We start from the raw sequence: 19,188 nt of genomic DNA, 5'->3' as shown, positions 1-19,188 counted from the left end.
TGTGACGCTACGGCGGTTACGCTCCCCTGTGCCTGGAATGTCCGGGGCAGGGGAGAGGCGGTGCTCGGTGACTGTCGACCGGTCGTCACCCGTGCTCCTGGGTGTGGTGCTGGCGGTCCTGGCGCTGGGGCCGGCCTTGGGCTGGGGGCTGGTGCTCCGCTACGACCTGCTCTTCGTGCCCGACCCGCCGCTCCTGCCCGACAGCGGCGGCCTCCCCCGTGCCGTGCCCAGCGACGTGGTCGTGGCGCTGCTGTCCCAGATGCTGCCCGTGGAGATCGTGCAGAAGGGCATGCTGGTCGCGATCTTCGTGCTGGCCGCGACCGGCGCGGCGGCGCTGGTGCCGCCGGAGCGCAGGCTGGCGCGGCTGGTCGCGGCCGCCTGCTACGCGTGGAACATCTATCTGGCGCAGCGGCTCATGCTCGGCCAGTGGGCGCTGCTGCTCGGCGTGGCCGGCCTGCCGTGGGCGGTGCGGGCCGTGGGCATGCACTGGACCCGGCTCGCCCTGGCGCTGCTCCCCGCGGCGATCGGCGGGTTCCAGGCCATGCTGGTCTCGGCGCTCACCCTGATGCCGATCGCCGTCACGCGCCGCGCAGTGCCGGTGGTCGCCGCGATCCTGATCGTGTTCAGCCTGCCGTGGGCGGTTCCCGCGCTGGCCTCGGGTGCGGTGACGGACCCGGCGGGGGTCGACGCGTTCGCGGCGCGCGCCGACGGGCCCTTCGGCGTCGTGGGCAGCCTGCTCTCCCTGGGCGGCATCTGGAGCGCTGACGCCGGGCTGCCCGGCCAGGAGTCGTGGTGGCTCGCTACCGCGCGCCTGCTCCTGGTCGCGGTGGGCGTCTTCGGCTACGTACGGCTCCGCGCCGCCCAGGACCGGCCGGCGTGGTGGGGCGGGTTGGCCGTGGCCGCGGCGGCCGGGCTCTGCCTGGCGGCGCTGGGGGCGTTCACGGCCGGCCGCGAGGCGCTCAAGTGGCTCATCGCCCTCTGGCCGGGATTCGGGCCGCTGCGCGACGGCCAGGTCTATCTCGCGCCGCTCGCCCTCCTGGTCGCGGTCGGCCTGGCCGCGGCCTTGAAGGAGGGGGCGCCCGCACTGGTCGGGATCGTGGCGCCGGTGCTGGTGCTGCCCACGCTCGCGTTCGGGGGGTTCGGGCGGCTGGCGGCGGTCACGTACCCGCCGGAGTGGACAGCCGTGCAGCGGATCGTCAACGCCGACCCCGTCCCTGGAGCGCTGCTGTCGCTGCCCTGGGGCGCGCACCGTGCCTTCGCCTGGAACGGCGGCCGAATCGTGCTGGACCCGGCCACGAAGCTCTTCGAGCGCCGGGTCGTCTGGGACGACTCGCTGTACGTCGGGCTGCCGGACGGCGGCCGGCTGCGGGTGCTCGGCGAGGACCCGCTCAACCGGCGCGCAGGCGAGCTCCTGGCCGCCGGTGATCACGCTCGGCTGCCCGTCAGGTACGTCCTGGCGCCGGCAAGTCAGAACGGGTTCCTGCTTGAGGTGGCCGGCTTCAAGACCATTTTCCGCGGCCAAGAGCTCCACTTGCTGCGGCGTTGACCCGGCGTTTCGTGATATACCAGAGAGTAACTTGCTTTATCACGGTTTGACCAATCTTATGGATTCAAGCCGGAACACGTTCTAGTCTCGGCACACTGCGCCACCGATCGGAAGGAGTGCTCAGTTGTTGCGACTTCTCGTGGCCTTGGCCATCGGAGCTCTGCTGGCGGTCGGTGCTTCCGTTGCCGTGGTGAATGTGGCGTCACCTTCGCTGACCCCGCCGAACCAGCCGCTCTACAACTACGGCACCAGGTGATCCTCCCCGCTTGACGGGGCCATACCAGCTCAGCAGCACGGAGTGTGGCTCCGCCATGCCCGCACGCCCGCTGACGAGGAGTGACGGTGGTCTTTACCGGTGAACACCGGGCCGAGGCGGCAGGCCTGGCAGCGCTGACCTATTCATCGGGGGACGAGCAGCCGCTCGCGGGGGTCCGCGTCGCCATGCTGAATTTTCGCGAGCCCCGGCAGTCGACCGCCGGCGGCGCAGAGGAGTACGCCTGGCAGGTCAGCCGGTTCCTGCTGGCCCAGGGAGCCTCGGTCGTCTTCGTGACCGGCCGCCAGCGGGGGCAGCGTCCCGCCGAGACCCTGGAAGGCATCCAGGTGCGGAGGATGGGCAACCCCTATCTCGTCTACCTGCTGGTGCCGCTCTGGCTCCTGTTCCACAGGCGCTCGGTCGACATCGTGATCGACACGATGAACGGCATCCCCTTCTTCTCACCGCTCGTGGTACGCCGCCGCACCCCCGTGCTCTGCCTCGTGCACCACGTCCACGACCGGCAGTTTCACGCCTTCCTCCCGCAGTGGCTGGCCAGGATCGGCTGCTTCATCGAGGGGCCCGTCGCCCGGCTGCTCTACCGCAACTGCCTGACGATCACGGTCTCGGAGTCGTCCAAGCAGGAGCTGGTCAAGAGGCTGCGCTGGCTCGCGGCGATCGCCATCGTGCCCAACGGCTGCGCCGCGCCCGAGGGCGGGCCGCCGGAGCCCGGCCATGGCGACCCCGCGATCGTGTACGCCGGGCGCCTGGTCGGGCACAAGCGCATCGAGCGGGTCGTCGACCTGGCCGCCGATTTGCACGCCGCCTGGCCGCGGCTGACCGTGCACGTCATCGGGCGCGGACCCGAACAGGGCCCGCTGGCCAGGCAGGTCGCGGACAAGGGGCTGTGCGGGCGGGTCGTGCTGCACGGATTCCTGCCAGAGGAACGCAAGAACGCGCTGCTCGCCGCGGCGCGGCTCAATGTGACGGCCTCGGAGTTCGAGGGCTGGGGGCTGACCGTGATCGAAGCCGCCGCGCTCGGGGTGCCGACGGTGGCCTACGACGTGGCGGGGCTGCGCGACTCCGTACGCCACGGCGTCACCGGATGGCTCGTGCGTGAGGGGGAGACCCTGCCGGACGTCGTCGAACGCGCGCTCAAGGAGTTGTCGGACCCGGCCCGCCGGACGGAGGTGGCCGACGCCTGCCGCGCCTGGGCGCGGGAATTTACGTGGGCTCGAACGGGGGCTAGCATAACCGGACTTATCCTGGCAAAACTCCAAGATTGCGGCGGAGCCTATCAGTGACCCAAGCCTCGCCTGGACTCCGGGGGGAGCTCGCGGAGTCCACAGCCGAGAGCTACGAGACACGGATCAGACACAGGCTGCGACTGCTCGCATCCTGCCTCCTGCTCGGCGCCATCGCGTTCAACACCTCGACCGAGAAGATCATCCCCGAGACCAAGCTCGACATGGCGGTCAACCCGCTGGGCTTCCTCGGCCGGGCCCTGCACCTCTGGGACGGCGCCTACTTCGGCCACCTGCAGAACCAGGCCTACGGCTACCTCTTTCCGATGGGCCCGTTCTACGCGCTCGGCCTCGAACTCGGCATGGAGGCCTGGACGGTCCAGCGGTTGTGGATGTCGCTGGTGTTGTGCACCGCGTTCCTCGGCGTGGTCCAGCTGGCCCGCGCGTTCGGCATCGGCGGCCCGCTCACCCGCGTGGTTGCCGGCTTCGTGTACGCGCTCGCGCCGCACGCCCAGGCGCTCATCGGCATCAACTCCTCGGAGTTCCTGCCTAGCGCCGTCCTGCCGTGGATTGTTCTCCCCCTGGTCAAAGGGGCCAGGCGGGAGTTGTCACCGCGCCGGGCGGCCGCGTTGTCCGCGCTCGCCTTCCTCTTCTGCGGCGGAGTCAACGCCGTGGCCGAGGCCGCCGTCCTCGTCGTCCCGCTGTTGTACCTGCTCACCAGGCGCGGCGGGCTGGAGAAGTGGCGGCTGACCGCATGGTGGCTGGCGCTCATCGCCTTGGCGTCGATGTGGTGGGCCGCCCCGCTGCTGACGCTGGGCGGCTACATCTTCTCCTTCCTGCCCTTCATCGAGACGGCCAGCGCGACGACCGGCGTCACGTCGCTGGTCAACGCGCTGCGCGGGACGTCGAGCTGGCTCAGCTTCCTGACGGTGGACGGGCAGACCTGGCTGCCCGACGCCAACCAGCAGTCCACGGTCCCGTGGCTGATCGTGGTCACCGCGGCCGTGGCGGCGCTCGGCTTCGCCGGCCTCACCCTCCGCAGGCTGCCCGAGCGGCCCTTTCTCCTGATCAGCCTGCTGTGCGGCGTCGCCGTCATCACGACGGGCCACCCGGGCACGCCGCACCACGAGCTCATGGTCGAGTTGCTGGACGGCCCGCTCGCCGTCTTCCGCAACCTGCACAAGTTCGACGCTCTGGTCAGGCTGCCCGTGGCGCTCGGCGTCGCCGGGCTGCTGTCACTGGTCCGGCTGCGCTGGCGAACGCCGCTGACCGTCGCCGCTGCCGGGCTGATGGGGTTGTCGACCCTGCCCATCCTGTACGCGGGGCTCGCGCCGGCCGGAGGCTTCACCGCGATCCCCGACTACTGGAAGCAGACCATCTCCTGGCTGGGGCGCAACGCCGGAGACGGGATGGTCCTGGCCGTGCCCGGTGCCAAACGTGGTGAGTACCTCTGGGGGCGGCCCCTGGACGAGCCGCTGCAGGCGCTCTCGCAGGGCCGCTGGGCCACGCACACCATTGTGCCGTGGGGGTCGGCCGGCATCTCGCGGCTCATGGCCGCCATCGACGAGCGCCTGTCCGCCGGCGAGGGGTCGGCGGGGCTCACGGCCACGCTGCGCCGCATGGGAGTGACATACCTGGTGGTGCGCAACGACCTGGACCGCGCCACCATCGGCACGGCCTGGCCGATCCGCGTGCACCAGGCACTCGAGGACTCGCCCGGCATCTCGCTCGCCGCCCAGATGGGGCCCGGCGTCGGCATCGGCCAGTACGGCAAGGCGGCCGCCTGGGTGGACCAGCCCTACCACGCGGTCGAGATCTACAAGGTGGCGGACGCCGCGCCGCTCGTCGGCACCGTCGAGGCCACCCGCCCGCTCCGCGTGGGAGGCGCCCCCGAGGCCCTGCTCGACCTGGCCGAGCAGGGCCTCCTGGACGACGACCGCCCGGTCCTGCTCAACGACGACCAGGGCCAGGTCGAGGTGCCCGCCGGCGACACGGTGCTGACCGACACCCTGCGCCGCCGCGAGCTCTCCTACCCCGACCTGCGCCGCAACGCCAGCGCCACGCTCACCGCCGACGAGCCGTTCCGCGGCGACCTGCCGTCGAACGACATCCTCGATCCCGGATGGGAGAAATACCTGGCCACGGCGACGCTCACCGGGATCGCGAAGGTCACGGCGTCCAGCTCCGAGGCCGATGTCACGGCGTCCCCACGCTCCAGAGAGCCCGCCCGTCAGCCCTTCGCCGCCCTCGACGGCGACCGGCGGACCAGCTGGCGGTCCACGGGCTGGAACGGCGCGGTCGGCGAGTGGCTTGAGGTCGCCTTCACCCAGCCTCTGACGGTCGGCACGATCAAGGTGGCCTTCGAGAACGCGCCCATCGGCCCCCCGCCCAGCGAAGTGGCGGTGGAGACCGACACCGGCTCGCTGCGCCAGCGGGTACGCGCCACCGCGGACCCGCAGGAGCTGGTGGTGCCGAGTGGCCCGATCAGCCGCTTGCGCGTGAAGGTCACCGCCACCGGCTACGAGCCGCAGAGCAGGCTCGGCAGCCGCGTCGGGATCACCGAGCTGGCCATCCCCGGCGTCCAGGCCGGACGGTCGATCACCGTGCCCGACCCGGGCGCGGCCTCGGGCGAGCCGGTCTCGGTCGCGGTAAGCAGGACCGGTGACGTCCCCGGATGCGTCAAGGGCTCCGTCGCCTGGAGCTGCGCCAAGGGCCACGAGGTCCTCGGCGACGACGGCAACGGCTTCGACCGTTCGTTCACCGTCAGGAAGGACGGCTCGTACGCCGTCTCCGGCCGTGCGGTGCTCACCGAGCGCACCGCCATCGAGCGGCTCAGCACGCTGCCCGGCGACGCCATAAAGGTGCAGGCGTCCTCGACCGCGGTCGAGCACGGCGCTGCCGCCGGCCGGTGGGCGTTCGACGGGGACCCGAAGACCGCCTGGTTCGCCGATCCGCTCGACCCGCGTCCCACGCTGAGCGTCGAGCTGGCCCGCAGGACGCGGCTGTCGCAGATCCGCGTCGTCACACCCGACTCCTACCTCGGCGCTCCGCCCATCCGGGTGACGATCCGGGCCGAGGGCGGGGTGCGGCAGAGCTGGGTGGGCAAGGACGGCCTCATCCGTTTCCCCGCCATGGAGGCCCAGAAGGTCAAGCTGGAGTTCGGCGCGTCCGGCGGCCGCTCCATCGAGATCAGCGACATCGCCTTCCCCGGGGTGCGCCCGCTCGGCGCGCTGACCGGCTTCCCGCTCAGAATGCCCTGCGGGTTCGGCCCGACGCTCACCATTGACGGCGACGCCGTGCACACTGAGGTCGTCGATGGCACGCTCAACGACGTGGTCATCGGAAAACCCATCACGTTCAGGAGTTGCGAGCCGCAGCGGCTCGCGGCCGGCCAGTCCCGCATGTCCGTACGCCCTGGAGAGCCCTACCGCATCGAGTCCGCCATCGTCCGCCCCCAGCCGGGCGTCCGCGCCGTCCCCCTGGACATGAACCCCGTGGACATGAACGACGTCGCCGTGCAGTCGTGGGACGCAGCCGAGCGCGTGGTCAAGGTCGGCGTCACCGTCGACTCCTACTTGGTCGTCAACGAGAACTTCAACGCCGGGTGGCGGGCCAAGCTGGGAGCGGTCGAGTTGAAACCCGTCCGGCTCGACGGCTGGCGGCAGGCGTGGTTCCTGCCCGAGTACACCGTGGGCACCGTCACGCTCACCTACGAGCCCGACGGCGCCTACCGGGCCGGGCTGGCCGCGGGCGGCGCCCTGGCGCTGCTGGTGGCGCTCCTCGCCCTGGCGAGAACGGGCCTGCCCCCGCGGCACCTGGCGCCGATCCGGCCCGCTCGCCTGCGCCCGGCCCATGTCCTGCCCTTCGCCGTCGCCCTGGGGTTCTGGGTCGGCGGACCGGCCGGCGCGGGCGTCGTCGGCGTGGTCTGTGCGCTCGGAACCCGGTTGCGCCCGCTGCGCGAGGCCGAGCACGGGCGCCTGCGGACCCGCGGGCGCCTCCTGCTGGGCCCGCCGGCCGGTGTCGTCCTCTACCTGGCCGCCGCGGTGCTGGTCGCCGTGGGTGTGGGCGGTCTGTGGCCGCAGCTGCTCTGCCTGCCTCTGCTGGCGCAGCTGCTCGCCGAGGTCCCCGCCAGGCGGGCGCCGGCCAAGCGGATCGAGATCCCCGTACCCGTCGCCGCCGGCGGCCCGACCATGACGAGCGTGTCATGACCGAGACCACCAAGCCGCGCACCGGGTTCGTGCTCACCGTCCCGGCCCCGATGGCCCGCACCGCCGGCGCGGCGTCCCGGTGGGCGCGGCGTCACGGTGTCCTGCTGGCCGCTCTCGTGCTCATCGCTGCGGCCCTGGCCTGGAAGACGGCCATCGTCCAGAGCTCCTACTTCAAGGAGGACGACTTCGAGTTCGTGGCCAGGGCGATGGAGAACGATCTCTCCTTCGACTACCTGACCCGGATCCACTTCGGCCAGTTCATGCCGGGCGGTTTCCTGCTGGCCTGGCTCACGTCCAGGCTGGAGCCCTTCGGCTGGGGGTACGCGGCCGGCGGGATCCTGGTGCTGCACGCCTGTGCCGCCCTCGCCGTCCTGCGGATGCTCCGCGTCGTGTTCGGCGAGCGCCCGGCGATCCTCGCGCCGCTCCTGGTCTTCCTCGTCGCGCCGATCACCGTACCGGCGCTCGTGTGGTGGGCGGCGGCGCTCAACACCGTCTTCCTGCAGATCGCCCTGCCCATGGCGATCGCCTCGCACTGGCTGCACCTGCGTACCGGGCGGCTCCGGCACGCCGTGGCCGCGGCGCTATGGGTGCTGTTCGGGCTGCTCGGGTTCGTCAAGGGGTTCGCCCTGCCGCTGGTGCTGTTCGCGCTCACGGTGCTCTACCACGGCGGCCTGCGCACCGCGCTGCGCAAGTACATGGTGGCCTGGTCGATGTACCTGCTCGTGCTGGTGGGTTTCGGGGCGCTCTACATGTATCGGGCGCTCTCGTCGCCCAACACCGGAGCTCTGCCGATCTTCGACCAGGCCGCGGGGTTCCTGTGGGAGCTGCTTGGCAAGACGTTCGCCACCACCGTGCTCGGCGGACCCTGGCGGTGGTTCGCGGGCGGCGACTGGGGAGTGGCCTCGCCGCCCCTGCCGGTCGTGATCGCCTCCCTCGTCACCCTCGCGGCCGTGGTGGCGGTCACCGCGTACTACCGCAGGCGGGCGGGTCCGGCCTGGGCGCTGTTGCTCGGGTACGTGCTCGTGGCCGACGCCCTGCCGGTGTTGTGGGGCCGGGTTCACCTGCTCGGCTCGTTCGCCGGCACGGACACGCGGTACGTCGCCGACGCCGTACCGCTGATCGCGCTGGTCGTCGGGCTCGTGCTGCTGCCGCTTCCCGGTGAGGCGGAGCCGTACCGGAGGATGCTGCCCGGCAGGGAACGGGTGAGCGGGATCTGCGGGGCGGCGCTCGGCCTGTTCGTGGGCGCGTCGCTGGTCACGGTCACGCTCTTCACCGGTTACCTGGGCGCGGATCGGCGCTACCACTACATCGAGAACGCACGGGCCGACCTGGTCAGGGCGGCGCCCGGCACCGTGATCTACGACCGGCTCGTGCCGTCCGAGGTGCTGCCGGCGAGCTACAAGACCTACAGCCTGACCTCCAGGGTGCTGGGGGCCATGGCCACACCTCAGCTCAGGGCCAGAATGCAGGCGCCACCCGCGGCGCTCGACGGCATGGTCTTCGACGACCAGGGCCACCTGCGGCCCGGGGACGTCCAAGGAATCCCGCTCGTCCCGGCGACCCAGGACCGGTGCTGGCCGGTCACCAACGGAACCGTGCAGGTGCCGCTGGACAATCGCGTCAGCCGCCTGGAGGGCACCCTGGTGAAGCTCGGGTACGCCGCCCGCGCGGACACGAAGATCACGTTCTGGATGGGCGAGCGCGCCGTTGACGTGGAACTGCGCTCCGGCCTGGGCAAGGTGTTCATGCTCGCCGAGCCGGGCGCCGACCGCATCGTCGTGCACGACATGCCGCCGGGCGTGTGCATCGGCGACGTGACGCCGGGACAGGCGGTGCCGCGACCATGACCGACGTGCCCGAGTCCGGCACCATGAACGTCACGAGCCGCAGGAACCTCGCGCTGGTGCTGGCCGGCGTGGGCGCCTTCCTGCTGACGCTCATCCCCCTGACCCGCCTGTACGTGTACGGCCAGCTGCTCAAGGCGCCGCTGGAGCAGCAGAGCATGACCCGGTCGGTGGCGGAGTCTGCGACCTACCTGGACCCGGCCACGATGCGGCCCGCGGTGGGGGAGCTGGTGCAGACGCGGTGGCTGATCGGCGATGTGCTGGCCGGTGACGACGACCGCGCGGTGTGGGGCGAGTCGATCTCCATGGCCACGCGGGACGGCGAGCGGCTGGACTACCACGAGCGGCGCCTTGCCTTCGACCGCCGCACCGGCGCCATTGTCAACTGCTGCGGCGAATACCTGGACGAGAACACCTCGATCGAGCAGTCGGGACAGGCGTTCCGCTGGCCCTTCAACGCCCAGCGCCGCGACTACACGCTGTTCGACCTGCGGCTGCGCCAGCCGGTCACGGCCGCGTTCGACGGGGTGGAGCGGGTGCGCGGCGTCGAGACCTACCGCTACGTCCAGCGCACACCGCGCCGGCTCGTCCCCGGCGAGACCGCGCCGCTGCCGCGCCACCTTATGGGGCTGCCGGGCAAGGGCGACGTCGGGCTGGGCCGGTACGCCGAGATCCGCCGCACGTACTGGGTGGAGCCGGTCAGCGGCCAGCCGATCAAGACACTGGACGAGGTGGAGGAGACGCTGGTCACGGCCGACGGGCGGGGCCGGCTGACCGCGCTGGAAGCGGCGTTCCGCACCACCGAGACCGACGTCGTGGCGGCGCTGAACACCGCGGCCGCCTACCGCCGCTGGATCCTGCTGCTGGGAACGGTCGCGCCGGTGGGCGGCGGCGCGCTCGGCGCCGGCTGTGTGGTGACCGCCATTTGGCTCATGCGGCGGCGCTCACCTGCGGCGCAGGACGAGGAGCAGGTTCCAGGTGACCAGCTCGCGGATGCCAGGTAGGTGGATGACATGCCGGGCCCAGCGGGGATGGTAGCGAGGGATCGCATCAAGGATCTCCGCGTCGCGGCACCGGCGGGCCCAGGCCAGCGGCTTGGCCACCCCGATGGCGTACATGCTCTCGCCGTAGACGTTCTTGGGCGGCTTGCCGTGCCTGCGCGCGTACCGCCGGGCGGCGTAGTGGCCGCCCAGGTAGTGCCAGGGAGAGGTCTCGTGGCCGCCCCACGGCCCGAGCCAGACGGTGTACGACAGGTAGACGATCCCGCCGGGACGGGTGACCCTGACCATCTCGTCCGCCATCCTGAGCGGGTCGGGGACGTGCTCAAGCACGTTCGAGGAGAAGCACACATCCACCGAGCCCGTGGCGAGGGGCAGGTCCAGGGCGCTGCCCAGGATCGAGTCCCGCGGCGGCACCCCGTCGCGCAGGCGCATCTCCCCGGCGTCGCAGTCCACGCACAGAGGCCGGGCGCCGACGGCACGCAGCGCGTCGGCGAAGTAACCGGGGCCGCCCCCCACGTCGGCCACCGTGGCACCGGCCAGATCCGTGTAGGTCGCCAGCTGGGCGACCGTGTCACTGGCCAGGGTGCCGTAGAAGAAATCCGGATCGCTCTGCTCCAGGCGGAAGGCACGCAGCAACCGGACGGATCTGCCGAGATCCGCTCGGAACGGTTCGGGGGTGTCCACGGCGCGGAGCTTACTGCAGCGGAAGGAAATGACGATGCCCGAGCACGTCAAACGCTCCGACACGGAAACGACGCAGACCGAGGACGTCGAGCGGTCGGAAGCGGGCACGACGCCGGCTGAGGAGGTCGAGCGCTCCGGCACGGAAGCGACGCCGGCTGAGGACGTCGAGCGCTCCGAAACCGAAACGACGCCGCCTGACGACGCCAGACGCCCTGAGCCGGTGCAGATCACGTTGCCCGCGATCCGCACCGGGCCCGTCATGGGTGTCGGTCTGCTGCTCATCCTGGTCTCGCTGGTCTTCAAGGCCGGCGTACTCAGCAAGGCGTACTTCGTCGAGGACGACTTCCTTTTCGTGGCCGGCGCCAGTGACAGCGGGCTGACCTGGGAATACCTGACCCGGGTGCACAAGGGCCACCTCATGCCCGGCGCGCTGGCCCTGGTGTGGGTGCTCACGTCGGTGGCACCGTACAACTGGGCGCTAGTCTCGTTCGTCACCCTCGCGCTCCAGGCGGCGGCCTCGATCGTGTTTCTCGTGTTGTTGCGGCGGCTGTTCGGGGACCGCGCGGTCGTGCTGGCCGCGTTGACCGTCTACGTCTTCGCCCCGCTCACCGTGCCCGCGATGAGCTGGTGGTCGGCCGCGCTCAACGCGGTGCCGCTGCAACTCGCGCTGATCGCCGCGCTGGCCTCGCACATCAGATACGTCCGCGAGGGCAAGGGCCGCTGGCACGCCCTCATCTGGACCGCCGTCGGGATGGCCTTCTCCACGAAGGGAGTGTTCATCCCCTTCGTGGTGCTCGGGATCACCAGCGCCTACCTGGGCAAGGGGTTGTGGGCTCGCGCGCTGCTGACCGAGCTGCGCAGGCCCGTCTGGTGGGCGCACGGCCTGCTGCTGGCCGGGTACGGCGTGCTGTACTGGCTGCGCGGTGACAGCGCCGGCTCCGACGGGCTGACCGGCCCGAAGGCCGAGATCGTCCCCGGGCTGCTGCGCAGGCTGCTGGGGGAGACCTTCCCCACGGGCGCGGTCGGCGGCCCGCTGCGCTGGGGCGGGCTCACCGCCACCGGAGGGCTGGCCGACCCGGCCCAGGCCACCGTGATCGGCTCATGGGCCGTGATCGTGTTACTCGTCGTGGTCACGTGCGTGTACCGCAGGCGGGCGTGGCGGGCGTGGGCGATTCTGGCCGCCTACGTCGTCGTGGCCGACGCGGTGCCCACCGTGATCGCGCGGGCCACCGCGTGGGACCTGGTGGGCGCGGAGACCAGGTACGTCGCCGACGCCGCGGTGCTGGTCGCCCTGTGCCTGGCGCTGGCCTGGCAGCCGGTCGAGGGCGAGCCCGACGACACCCGCCGCAGGCCGGTTCCGGGCACGCTGTCGCTGGCCGCGGGCGGGCTGACCGTCGCCTTCGTGGCCGTGTCGCTGGTCTCGATCAACGCCTTCGGCGACACGCTCAGCGGGGACAAGGTCAGGAGCTACCTGGACAACGCGCGGGCCTCGCTGGCCACCGCCGCGCCGGACGCCGACATCTACGCGCGTCCCGTGCCGCCGGAGATCGTCCTGCCCTGGAACGGGCCGCGCCGCCTGACGTCCTACGTGCTCGCGCCGCTGGCCGACCCCGAGATCAGAGAGCGCATGCGCGAGCCGCAGCCGTCGGCCGAGCCGTACGTCTTCGACGCCACGGGCAAGCTCGTCCTCGTGGGCCGGGTGGCGCCCTTCTTCGACGCGGTCAAGGGTAGGAAGTGTTATCCGGCGACCCAGGTCTTCCCCGTCGAGTCCTTGGGCGGCCCCGGCATGGTGGTGGCCATGGCGTACGTCAGTCCCCAGCCGGTGCAGGTCGTGGTGGACCTCGGCGGCACCCAGCGGGCGGCCACGCTGCCCGCGACCGGCGCCATGGGAGCGCTGTTCTACGTCCCGCACGACGGGGCGGGCAAGGGCATGCGGATCAGCGCGGCCGGCGGCCAGGGTCAGGCGTTCTGCCTGAGGGCGGTGGCCTTCGGCGAGCCGGGACCGGCCCCTCCGGCGCTCTGAGGGATGAAGCGGATCAGCCGCCTGGCGGGCTCCTCTACGTAGCGGTAGGTGAGCCCGGAGAGCGCAACCGTGATGGCGCCGACGGCGGCCAGGTTGAGTAGCAGGTTGCCGGACCACGGCTCTTGGCCGGTGAAGTCGTACCAGAGGTAGATGACCACGAACTGCCACAGGAAGACGCCGTAGGAGATCCGGCCGAGATAGCTCATGACCCGCCCGCCGAGCAGCGCGCGCACCGGCGTGGCGCGCTCCGGCTCCAGGGCCGCGGGCGCGACGAGACAGAAGGCGATGACCGTGTAGAGGGCCTGCTCGTAGAACGCGGTCCAGATGCCGCCCAGACCGACGAAGCGCGGCCCGGTCACCGGGGTGGCGGCGATCAGGTACGCCAGCCCCGCGATGAGCCACAACGTGCCCCACGAGGAGGCCAGGGCCGCGCACAGGCGGCGGATGCGGCCGTCATCCGCCCGGGCCCAGACGGTCAGTACCGCCAGCGCCATGCCTGGCACGAAGAACGTCCACGAGCGCGGCAGCCACACGTTCATCCACGGCCGGTACTCGGGGAAATACTCGAAGATCGTGTACACGTAGGAGAGAGCGGCCAAGACCACCAGCCCGATCAGCAGGCGCCTGGCCCTGGCGCCCAGGTCCGGCCCCGCCCGCAGCGCGAACCCCCGCAGCGCGGCCGCCACCAGCGGGAGCGTGAGGTAGAACGTCAGCTCGACCGCCAGGCTCCACATCTGACCGAGCCCCTTGGGCCCGAGGCCGAACCACCACGGGTTCGTGTCGTAGATGTGCACCAGGAACAACATGTTCCCCCACGTCCACGGATCCGACCGGTGGACCTCGCCCCACAGCAGCAGGGCCACGGCCACCACCAGCCAGTAGGCGGGGATGATGCGCAGGAAACGCCTCCACAGGTAGCGGCGCGTGCTGGGAGCCGGGTCTCCGATCAGGACCTCTGCGGCCCAAGCACGATAGAGCAGCAGGCCGGACAGCGTAAAGAAGATCGGCACGCCGATCTCGCCCCTGGACAACACGCCACCCAGGAAACCCGGTTCCAGCGCCGTGCCCGCCTCCATCGCCACGTGGAAGACCAGGACGGCGAACGCGGCCACCGCACGTATGCCATCGAGCGACGCCTGGTGTCCGGAGACCGCGGGCACCCCCGCCGATGTAGAACCTGTTTCGGTCACGTTTCCGCATCCCTGGTGACGTCGGTCACTCACCGCAATAACATACCGGCGAGTAGGAACTAGTTTCAGTTACTTAATCACCCAGACAGGCGTCCGTGCACCTGCACATGGAGGGTCGATGAACCGGGTCGTCGTAGGCAGCGTCCTCATCGCCGTCGGGGCATTCCTCATCGTTCTGGCTCCGCTGATGCGCCTCCAGGTGGCGCCCGCGCTCATGGCCGCCGCGGGCGACCACTACGGGATCACCAAGCTCCAGGCGACCGGCGCGCAGTACTTCAGCGTCCCCGACGGCAAGGTGCTCACCGCCGACCTCGACATCATCGTCACCACCCGTGGTGACGTGAAGGAGGCGTCCGGCGACCGGGTCGTGTGGGACGAGTTCACCGCCGTGAACGACGTCACCAACGGCAAGCCCGGCATCAACTTCACCGAGCGGCGCAGCGCTTTCGACAAGCGCTCGGGCGTCGGGCTCAACTGCTGCGGCGTCAGCATCGACAAGGCTCCGGTGCAGTTGCAGGGCCAGATCTACAAGTTCCCGTTCGACGTGGAGAAGAAGACCTACCTGGTCTTCAACTCCAGCGCGGGCAAGGCGTTCGAGGCCAAGTTCGTTGCCGAGGAGCAGGTCAACGGCTTGAACACCTACAAGTTCGAGCAGGTCGTCCCCGAGACCCAGACGGAGACCCTGAACGTGCCCGCCGCCTTGTTCGGCATGGGCGAGTCCGGTGACGTGCAGCTCAACCGCGTCTACTCCGGCACGGTCACCTACTGGATCGAGCCCACCACCGGCGCGCCCGTCCGTCAGGAGCAGCAGCGCAACGAGGTGCTCAAGAGCCAGGACGGCATCGAGCGCTCCAAGGCCTTCGTGGCCACGGCCAAGATGACCGACGAGACCGTCAACGAGCTCGTCACCAGCGCACGCGAAGGCAAGAGCCAGATCGACCTGATCAGGACCACCTTGCCGATTGTGCTCGCGGTGGTCGGTATCGTGCTGTTCGTGGGAGGCGTTTTCCTGACCGTGCGCGGCCGCAGGACCTCATGAGCCAAGGCGTGGTGTCGCGGCCCCGCACGGCCGCGCCCGCGCTCGCGTTACTCAGAGCGGCCAGGCCGCGCCAGTGGGTGAAGAACGTGCTGGTCCTGGCCGCGCCCACGGCCGCCGGGGTGCTGGGCGAGCCGGGCAGCCTGCTCGCGACGTTATTGGTCTTCGTCGCGTTCTGTCTGGCGGCGAGCGGCGCCTACCTGCTCAACGACGCCGCCGACGTGGAGGCCGACCGGCTGCACCCGCGTAAGCGGCACCGGCCGATCGCGGCGGGTGCGGTGTCCGTGCGGACGGCCCGGGTGACCGGCGTCGCCCTGCTGATCCTGGCGCCCGTGGTGGCCGCGCTCACCGGGAGCTGGCAGTCGCCGGCCGTGGTCGCCGGCTATGTGGCGCTGACGCTGTCGTACACGGTGTGGCTCAAGCACCAGGAGGTCGTGGACCTGATCGCGGTCGCCGGGTGCCACGTGATCAGGGCCTACGCCGGGGCCGTGGCGGTGGACGTGCCGGTGACCGGATGGTTCCTGGTGGTCATCTCGCTGGCGGCCCTGCAACTGGTGGTGGGCAAGCGCGAGGCGGAGCTGCGGACCCAGGGCGTGACGGGGACCCGCGCGACGCTGGCCGCCTACTCTCCCGCCTACCTGGCCCAGGTCCGGATCATGTGCTCGGGCGCGATGATCGTGACGTACTGCCTGTGGGCGCTCAACGCGCACGCGGACCTCTTCTACGGGCTCAGCATCATCCCGTTCCTCCTGCTCGTGCTCAGGCATAATCTGCTGGTGGACCGGGGGAGGGGCGAGGAGCCCGAGGAGCTGGCGGCCCGCGACCGGCCAACCCTGCTGTTCGCCGCCGGGCTGATCGTGCTGGTGGCCTTGGGGATCTACACATGACGACGTTCCTGACCGGCTGGGGGCGCACGGCGCCCACGCCGGCCACGCTCGCGCGGCCCCGTTCCGTCGAGCACCTGAGCGAGCTGGTGGCCTCAGCGCCACGGCGCGGCGCGGTGGCGCGCGGCCTGGGCAGGTCGTACGGCGACGCCGCACAGAACGCCGGCGGCCTCGTCCTCGACTGCACCGGCCTGGACACGTGGACCTTCGACGAGGCGGCAGGACTGGTGACCGCCTCCGGCGGGGTCAGCCTGCACGACCTGATGACGGCACTCGTCCCCCGGGGCTGGTTCGTCCCGGTCAGCCCGGGCACCCGGCACGTCACCGTCGGCGGCGCCATAGCGGCCGACGTGCACGGCAAGAACCACCACCGCGACTCCTCCTTCGGCACGCACGTCCGCTCGCTCACCCTGGTGACCGCCGGCGGGACGGTCCGCACGCTGCGCCCCGGCGATCCGCTCTTCTGGGCCACCGTCGGCGGCATGGGGCTGACCGGGGTGATCGCCGAGGCCACGTTCGCCTGCGTGCCCGTCGAGACCGCCCTCATGCGGGTGGACGTGCAGCGGACCGGCGACCTGGACGAGACGCTGGCGACCATGGCGGCCACCGACGACCGCTACCGCTACACGGTGGCCTGGATCGACCTGCTCGCCCGCGGCCCTGCGATGGGGCGCAGCGTGCTCACCAGAGGCGATCACCTGCCACGTGCCGAAGGGAAGGAGCCGCCGGCCTTCGCGCCGGGCGCGCTGCTGCGGGCGCCCACATGGGTGCCCGGCGGGCTGCTCAACAGGCTGAGCGTGTGCGCGTTCAACGAGGTCTGGTATCGCAAGGCGCCGCGCCGCCGGACTATCGTGCAGGGCATCGCGCCGTTCTTCCACCCGCTCGACTTCGTCGAGGACTGGAACCGCGTCTATGGCTCGCGAGGCTTCGTCCAGTACCAGTTCGTGGTGCCCTTCGGCGCGGAGGACACCCTGCGCGACATCGTCGGGTCGTTGTCGGCGCACGGCACCGTGTCGTTCCTCACCGTGCTCAAGAGGTTCGGGCCGGAGTCGGGCGGGCTGCTGTCCTTCCCCATGCCCGGCTGGACTCTGGCCCTGGACATCCCCGTCGGGCAGCGCGGCCTCGCCGGCCTGCTCCGCGGCTTCGACCGGCAGGTCGCCGAGGTCGGCGGACGGGTCTACCTGGCCAAGGACTCGCGGCTGCGCGCTGACATGATGGCGGCGATGTATCCCGAGCTGGAGCGGTGGCGGCGGATCAGGGACGAGGCCGATCCCGCCGGGCTGTTCCGCTCCGACCTGGCCAGGAGGCTCCGGCTGTGAAGAACGCTCTCGGCGCCGTCGACACCGTGCTGCTGCTCGGCGGGCGCAGTGAGATCGGCCTGGAGATCGTCAGACTGCTGGTGGCCCTGGGCGCGAGCCGGGTGGTGCTGGCCGTGCGCGGCGAGTTCGTCCCGCCCGCGCTGGGCGCGGAGGTCCACGTCCTGCCGTTCGACGCGCTGGACGTCCACGGGCACGGCGCCGTCTTCGACAAGGCGGTGGAGCTGGTCGGCGATCTCGACGTGGTGATCTCGGGGTTCGGCGTGCTGGGGAGCCAGGCGGACTACGACGCCGACCCGGCGGCCGCCGCCCGGGACGTGGCGGTCAACTACGGCGCCCACGTGTCGGTGGGGCTGCACGCGGCCAGGGTGCTGCGCGAGCAGGGACACGGCACGCTGGTGATGTTGTCGTCCGTGGCGGGCGCGCGGGTCCGCAAGGCCAACTTCGTGTACGGCTCGGCCAAGGCCGGGCTCGACGGGTTCGCTCAAGGGCTGGGCGACGCCCTGCACGGGTCGGGCGCCCGGGTGCTGATCGTGCGGCCGGGCTTCGTGATCGGCCGGATGACGAAGGGGCTCACCCCTGCCCCGCTGTCCTCCACACCCCGGCAGGTGGCCTCGGCCACGGTCCGGGCGCTGCGCGAGGGCACGTCCTCCGTCTGGGTGCCGCGCGCGCTCGGGCCGGTCTTCGGGGTGCTGCGGCTGCTGCCCCGCGCCCTGTGGCGCAGGATGCCGCGTTAGAACCCGTTCCATCAGAGCGACCGACCAAAGGTTCTAGAGTAGAACGCGTTGCAGTTTGGTGGGTGTGCGACTTATCGTCGGCTCATGCGGACACGTGTCACGGACATGTTCGGAATCGAGCTCCCGATCTTCGCCTTCAGCCACTGCAGGGATGTGGTGGCCGCCGTCAGCCGCGCGGGCGGTATGGGGGTGCTCGGGGCTCTCTACTTCACGCCTGAAGAGCTCGAGATGGAGCTCAAATGGATCGACGACCACGTGGACGGCAAGCCGTACGGCGTGGACGTCGTCATGCCCGCTTCCTACGAGGGCGCCGAGTTCGCGCCCGAGGAGCTGGTGGGCCGCCTGCAGTCGATGATCCCCGACGGGCACCGCTCGTTCGTCGAGGACCTCCTGGCCAAGCACGGCGTGCCGCCGCTGTCTTCGGACGCCGACGCCGGCAAGGTCCTGCTGGGCTGGACGGACGCCACGGCCCGGCCGCAGGTCGAGGTGGCCCTGCGGCACCCGATCGCGCTCCTCGCCAACGCGCTCGGCCCTCCTCCCGCCGACGTCGTGGACCTGGCCCATGCGCACGGGGTGAAGGTCGCCGCCCTCGCCTCCACGCCCCGCCACGCGCTCAAGCAGGTCGAGGTCGGGGTGGACGTGGTGGTCGCTCAGGGCACGGAGGCCGGCGGCCACACCGGAGAGATCTCCACGATGGTCCTGATCCCCCAGGTGGTGGACGCCGTAGACGTCCCCGTCCTGGCCGCCGGCGGCATCGGCAACGGCCGCCAGATGGCGGCGGGGATGGCGCTGGGCGCGGAGGGCGTCTGGACGGGCTCGTTGTGGCTCACGGTCGAGGAGGCCGACACCCCGGAGATGGCCAAGCGCCGCATCCTGGAGGCCACCTCCCGGGACACCGTCCGCTCGCGCAGCTGGACCGGCAAGCCGGCGCGGCTGCTCAAGAACGAGTGGACCGACGCGTGGGAGTCGGAGGAGTCGCCGGGCACGCTGCCGATGCCGCTGCAGTTCATGCTGGTCTCGGACGCGCTACGGCGCATCGGCCGCTCAGACGCCAGCGAGCTGGCGACCTTCCCCGCCGGGCAGATCATCGGGGTGATGAACCAGGTCCGCTCCACAAAGGACGTGGTGTTCGGGCTGGTGGAGGAGTACGCCGAGGCTCTCGACCGGCTGTCCCGCATCACTGAGGACTGAGCGCGACGGTCTCCGGCCGAAGCCGGGGACC

Annotated in this window: 14 protein-coding genes; 12 read left to right on the top strand and 2 right to left on the bottom strand. The window is 71.2% G+C overall.

Translation table 11 applies throughout. From position 1 onward, the window contains the following. The first annotated feature begins 67 nt into the window (after positions 1–67). From Q9G87_RS26675 to Q9G87_RS26650, 6 genes are all read left to right on the top strand, one after another. Entirely contained in the window at positions 68–1,546 is a 1,479-nt protein-coding gene (locus Q9G87_RS26675; protein WP_305919209.1) for a hypothetical protein, read from the top strand. 124 nt (positions 1,547–1,670) lie between these two features. Next, a complete protein-coding gene (locus tag Q9G87_RS26670) occupies positions 1,671–1,802 on the top strand; it encodes a hypothetical protein (RefSeq protein WP_260477562.1) in 132 nt (43 codons plus the stop codon). Between the two features lie 86 nt (positions 1,803–1,888). Further along, positions 1,889–3,103, top strand: a complete 1,215-nt coding sequence (locus tag Q9G87_RS26665; RefSeq protein ID WP_305919208.1) for a glycosyltransferase family 4 protein — start codon at positions 1,889–1,891, stop codon at positions 3,101–3,103. Beyond that, a complete protein-coding gene (locus Q9G87_RS26660) occupies positions 3,100–7,251 on the top strand; it encodes an alpha-(1->3)-arabinofuranosyltransferase domain-containing protein (RefSeq protein WP_305919207.1) in 4,152 nt (1,383 codons plus the stop codon). Before Q9G87_RS26665 ends, Q9G87_RS26660 begins: the two co-directional genes overlap by 4 nt. Then, complete coding sequence (locus Q9G87_RS26655; RefSeq protein WP_305919206.1) at positions 7,248–9,098, top strand: hypothetical protein; 1,851 nt, start codon at positions 7,248–7,250, stop codon at positions 9,096–9,098. Before Q9G87_RS26660 ends, Q9G87_RS26655 begins: the two co-directional genes overlap by 4 nt. Beyond that, on the top strand, positions 9,095–10,099 hold the full coding sequence (locus tag Q9G87_RS26650; RefSeq protein WP_305919205.1) for a DUF3068 domain-containing protein: 1,005 nt from the start codon (positions 9,095–9,097) through the stop codon (positions 10,097–10,099). The genes Q9G87_RS26655 and Q9G87_RS26650 overlap by 4 nt, the downstream gene beginning before the upstream one ends. Here the strand turns inward: Q9G87_RS26650 and Q9G87_RS26645 are convergent. Next, entirely contained in the window at positions 10,040–10,780 is a 741-nt protein-coding gene (locus Q9G87_RS26645) for a class I SAM-dependent methyltransferase (protein WP_305919204.1), read from the bottom strand. The genes Q9G87_RS26650 and Q9G87_RS26645 overlap by 60 nt on opposite strands. 34 nt (positions 10,781–10,814) lie before the next feature. On the opposite strand from Q9G87_RS26645, the gene Q9G87_RS26640 reads away from it, so the two are divergent. Further along, the gene (locus Q9G87_RS26640; RefSeq protein WP_305919203.1) at positions 10,815–12,803 is read left to right on the top strand and encodes a hypothetical protein; all 1,989 of its coding nucleotides are present in this window, start codon (positions 10,815–10,817) and stop codon (positions 12,801–12,803) included. Here the strand turns inward: Q9G87_RS26640 and Q9G87_RS26635 are convergent. Further along, a complete protein-coding gene (locus tag Q9G87_RS26635; RefSeq protein ID WP_305919202.1) occupies positions 12,740–13,993 on the bottom strand; it encodes an acyltransferase family protein in 1,254 nt (417 codons plus the stop codon). The two genes, Q9G87_RS26640 and Q9G87_RS26635, sit on opposite strands and share 64 nt — an antisense overlap. A 118-nt stretch (positions 13,994–14,111) precedes the next feature. Between Q9G87_RS26635 and Q9G87_RS26630 the strand changes: the two genes are divergently transcribed. From Q9G87_RS26630 to Q9G87_RS26610, 5 genes are all read left to right on the top strand, one after another. Continuing rightward, positions 14,112–15,032 (top strand): DUF3068 domain-containing protein, encoded by a 921-nt coding sequence (locus Q9G87_RS26630; RefSeq protein WP_305919201.1) that lies wholly within the window; start codon positions 14,112–14,114, stop codon positions 15,030–15,032. Beyond that, complete coding sequence (locus Q9G87_RS26625) at positions 15,029–15,916, top strand: decaprenyl-phosphate phosphoribosyltransferase (protein WP_305919200.1); 888 nt, start codon at positions 15,029–15,031, stop codon at positions 15,914–15,916. The genes Q9G87_RS26630 and Q9G87_RS26625 overlap by 4 nt, the downstream gene beginning before the upstream one ends. Further along, complete coding sequence (locus Q9G87_RS26620) at positions 15,913–17,232, top strand: FAD-binding oxidoreductase (protein WP_305919199.1); 1,320 nt, start codon at positions 15,913–15,915, stop codon at positions 17,230–17,232. Before Q9G87_RS26625 ends, Q9G87_RS26620 begins: the two co-directional genes overlap by 4 nt. Then, positions 17,229–17,966 carry an SDR family NAD(P)-dependent oxidoreductase gene (locus Q9G87_RS26615; RefSeq protein WP_305919198.1) on the top strand — a complete coding sequence of 246 codons (738 nt, stop codon included), beginning with the start codon at positions 17,229–17,231 and terminating at the stop codon, positions 17,964–17,966. Before Q9G87_RS26620 ends, Q9G87_RS26615 begins: the two co-directional genes overlap by 4 nt. Before the next feature lie 84 nt (positions 17,967–18,050). Next, positions 18,051–19,157: an NAD(P)H-dependent flavin oxidoreductase gene (locus Q9G87_RS26610; protein ID WP_305919197.1), complete on the top strand. Its 1,107-nt coding sequence runs from the start codon at positions 18,051–18,053 to the stop codon at positions 19,155–19,157. Positions 19,158–19,188: the final 31 nt, after the last annotated feature.

Origin of the sequence: Nonomuraea turcica, assembly GCF_030718205.1 — a bacterium.
Taxonomy (GTDB): Bacteria; Actinomycetota; Actinomycetes; order Streptosporangiales; family Streptosporangiaceae; genus Nonomuraea.
This window is presented reverse-complemented; position numbering and strand designations above follow the sequence as displayed.

Bases quoted from the DNA above. Each gene is read 5' to 3' on its own strand.
- Q9G87_RS26610 (WP_305919197.1), top strand. From the start codon at position 18,051: ATGCGGACACGTGTCACGGACATGTTCGGAATCGAGCTCCCGATCTTC.
- Q9G87_RS26650 (WP_305919205.1), top strand. From the start codon at position 9,095: ATGACCGACGTGCCCGAGTCCGGCACCATGAACGTCACGAGCCGCAGG.
- Q9G87_RS26640 (WP_305919203.1), top strand. From the start codon at position 10,815: ATGCCCGAGCACGTCAAACGCTCCGACACGGAAACGACGCAGACCGAG.
- Q9G87_RS26620 (WP_305919199.1), top strand. From the start codon at position 15,913: ATGACGACGTTCCTGACCGGCTGGGGGCGCACGGCGCCCACGCCGGCC.
- Q9G87_RS26625 (WP_305919200.1), top strand. From the start codon at position 15,029: ATGAGCCAAGGCGTGGTGTCGCGGCCCCGCACGGCCGCGCCCGCGCTC.
- Q9G87_RS26630 (WP_305919201.1), top strand. From the start codon at position 14,112: ATGAACCGGGTCGTCGTAGGCAGCGTCCTCATCGCCGTCGGGGCATTC.
- Q9G87_RS26655 (WP_305919206.1), top strand. From the start codon at position 7,248: ATGACCGAGACCACCAAGCCGCGCACCGGGTTCGTGCTCACCGTCCCG.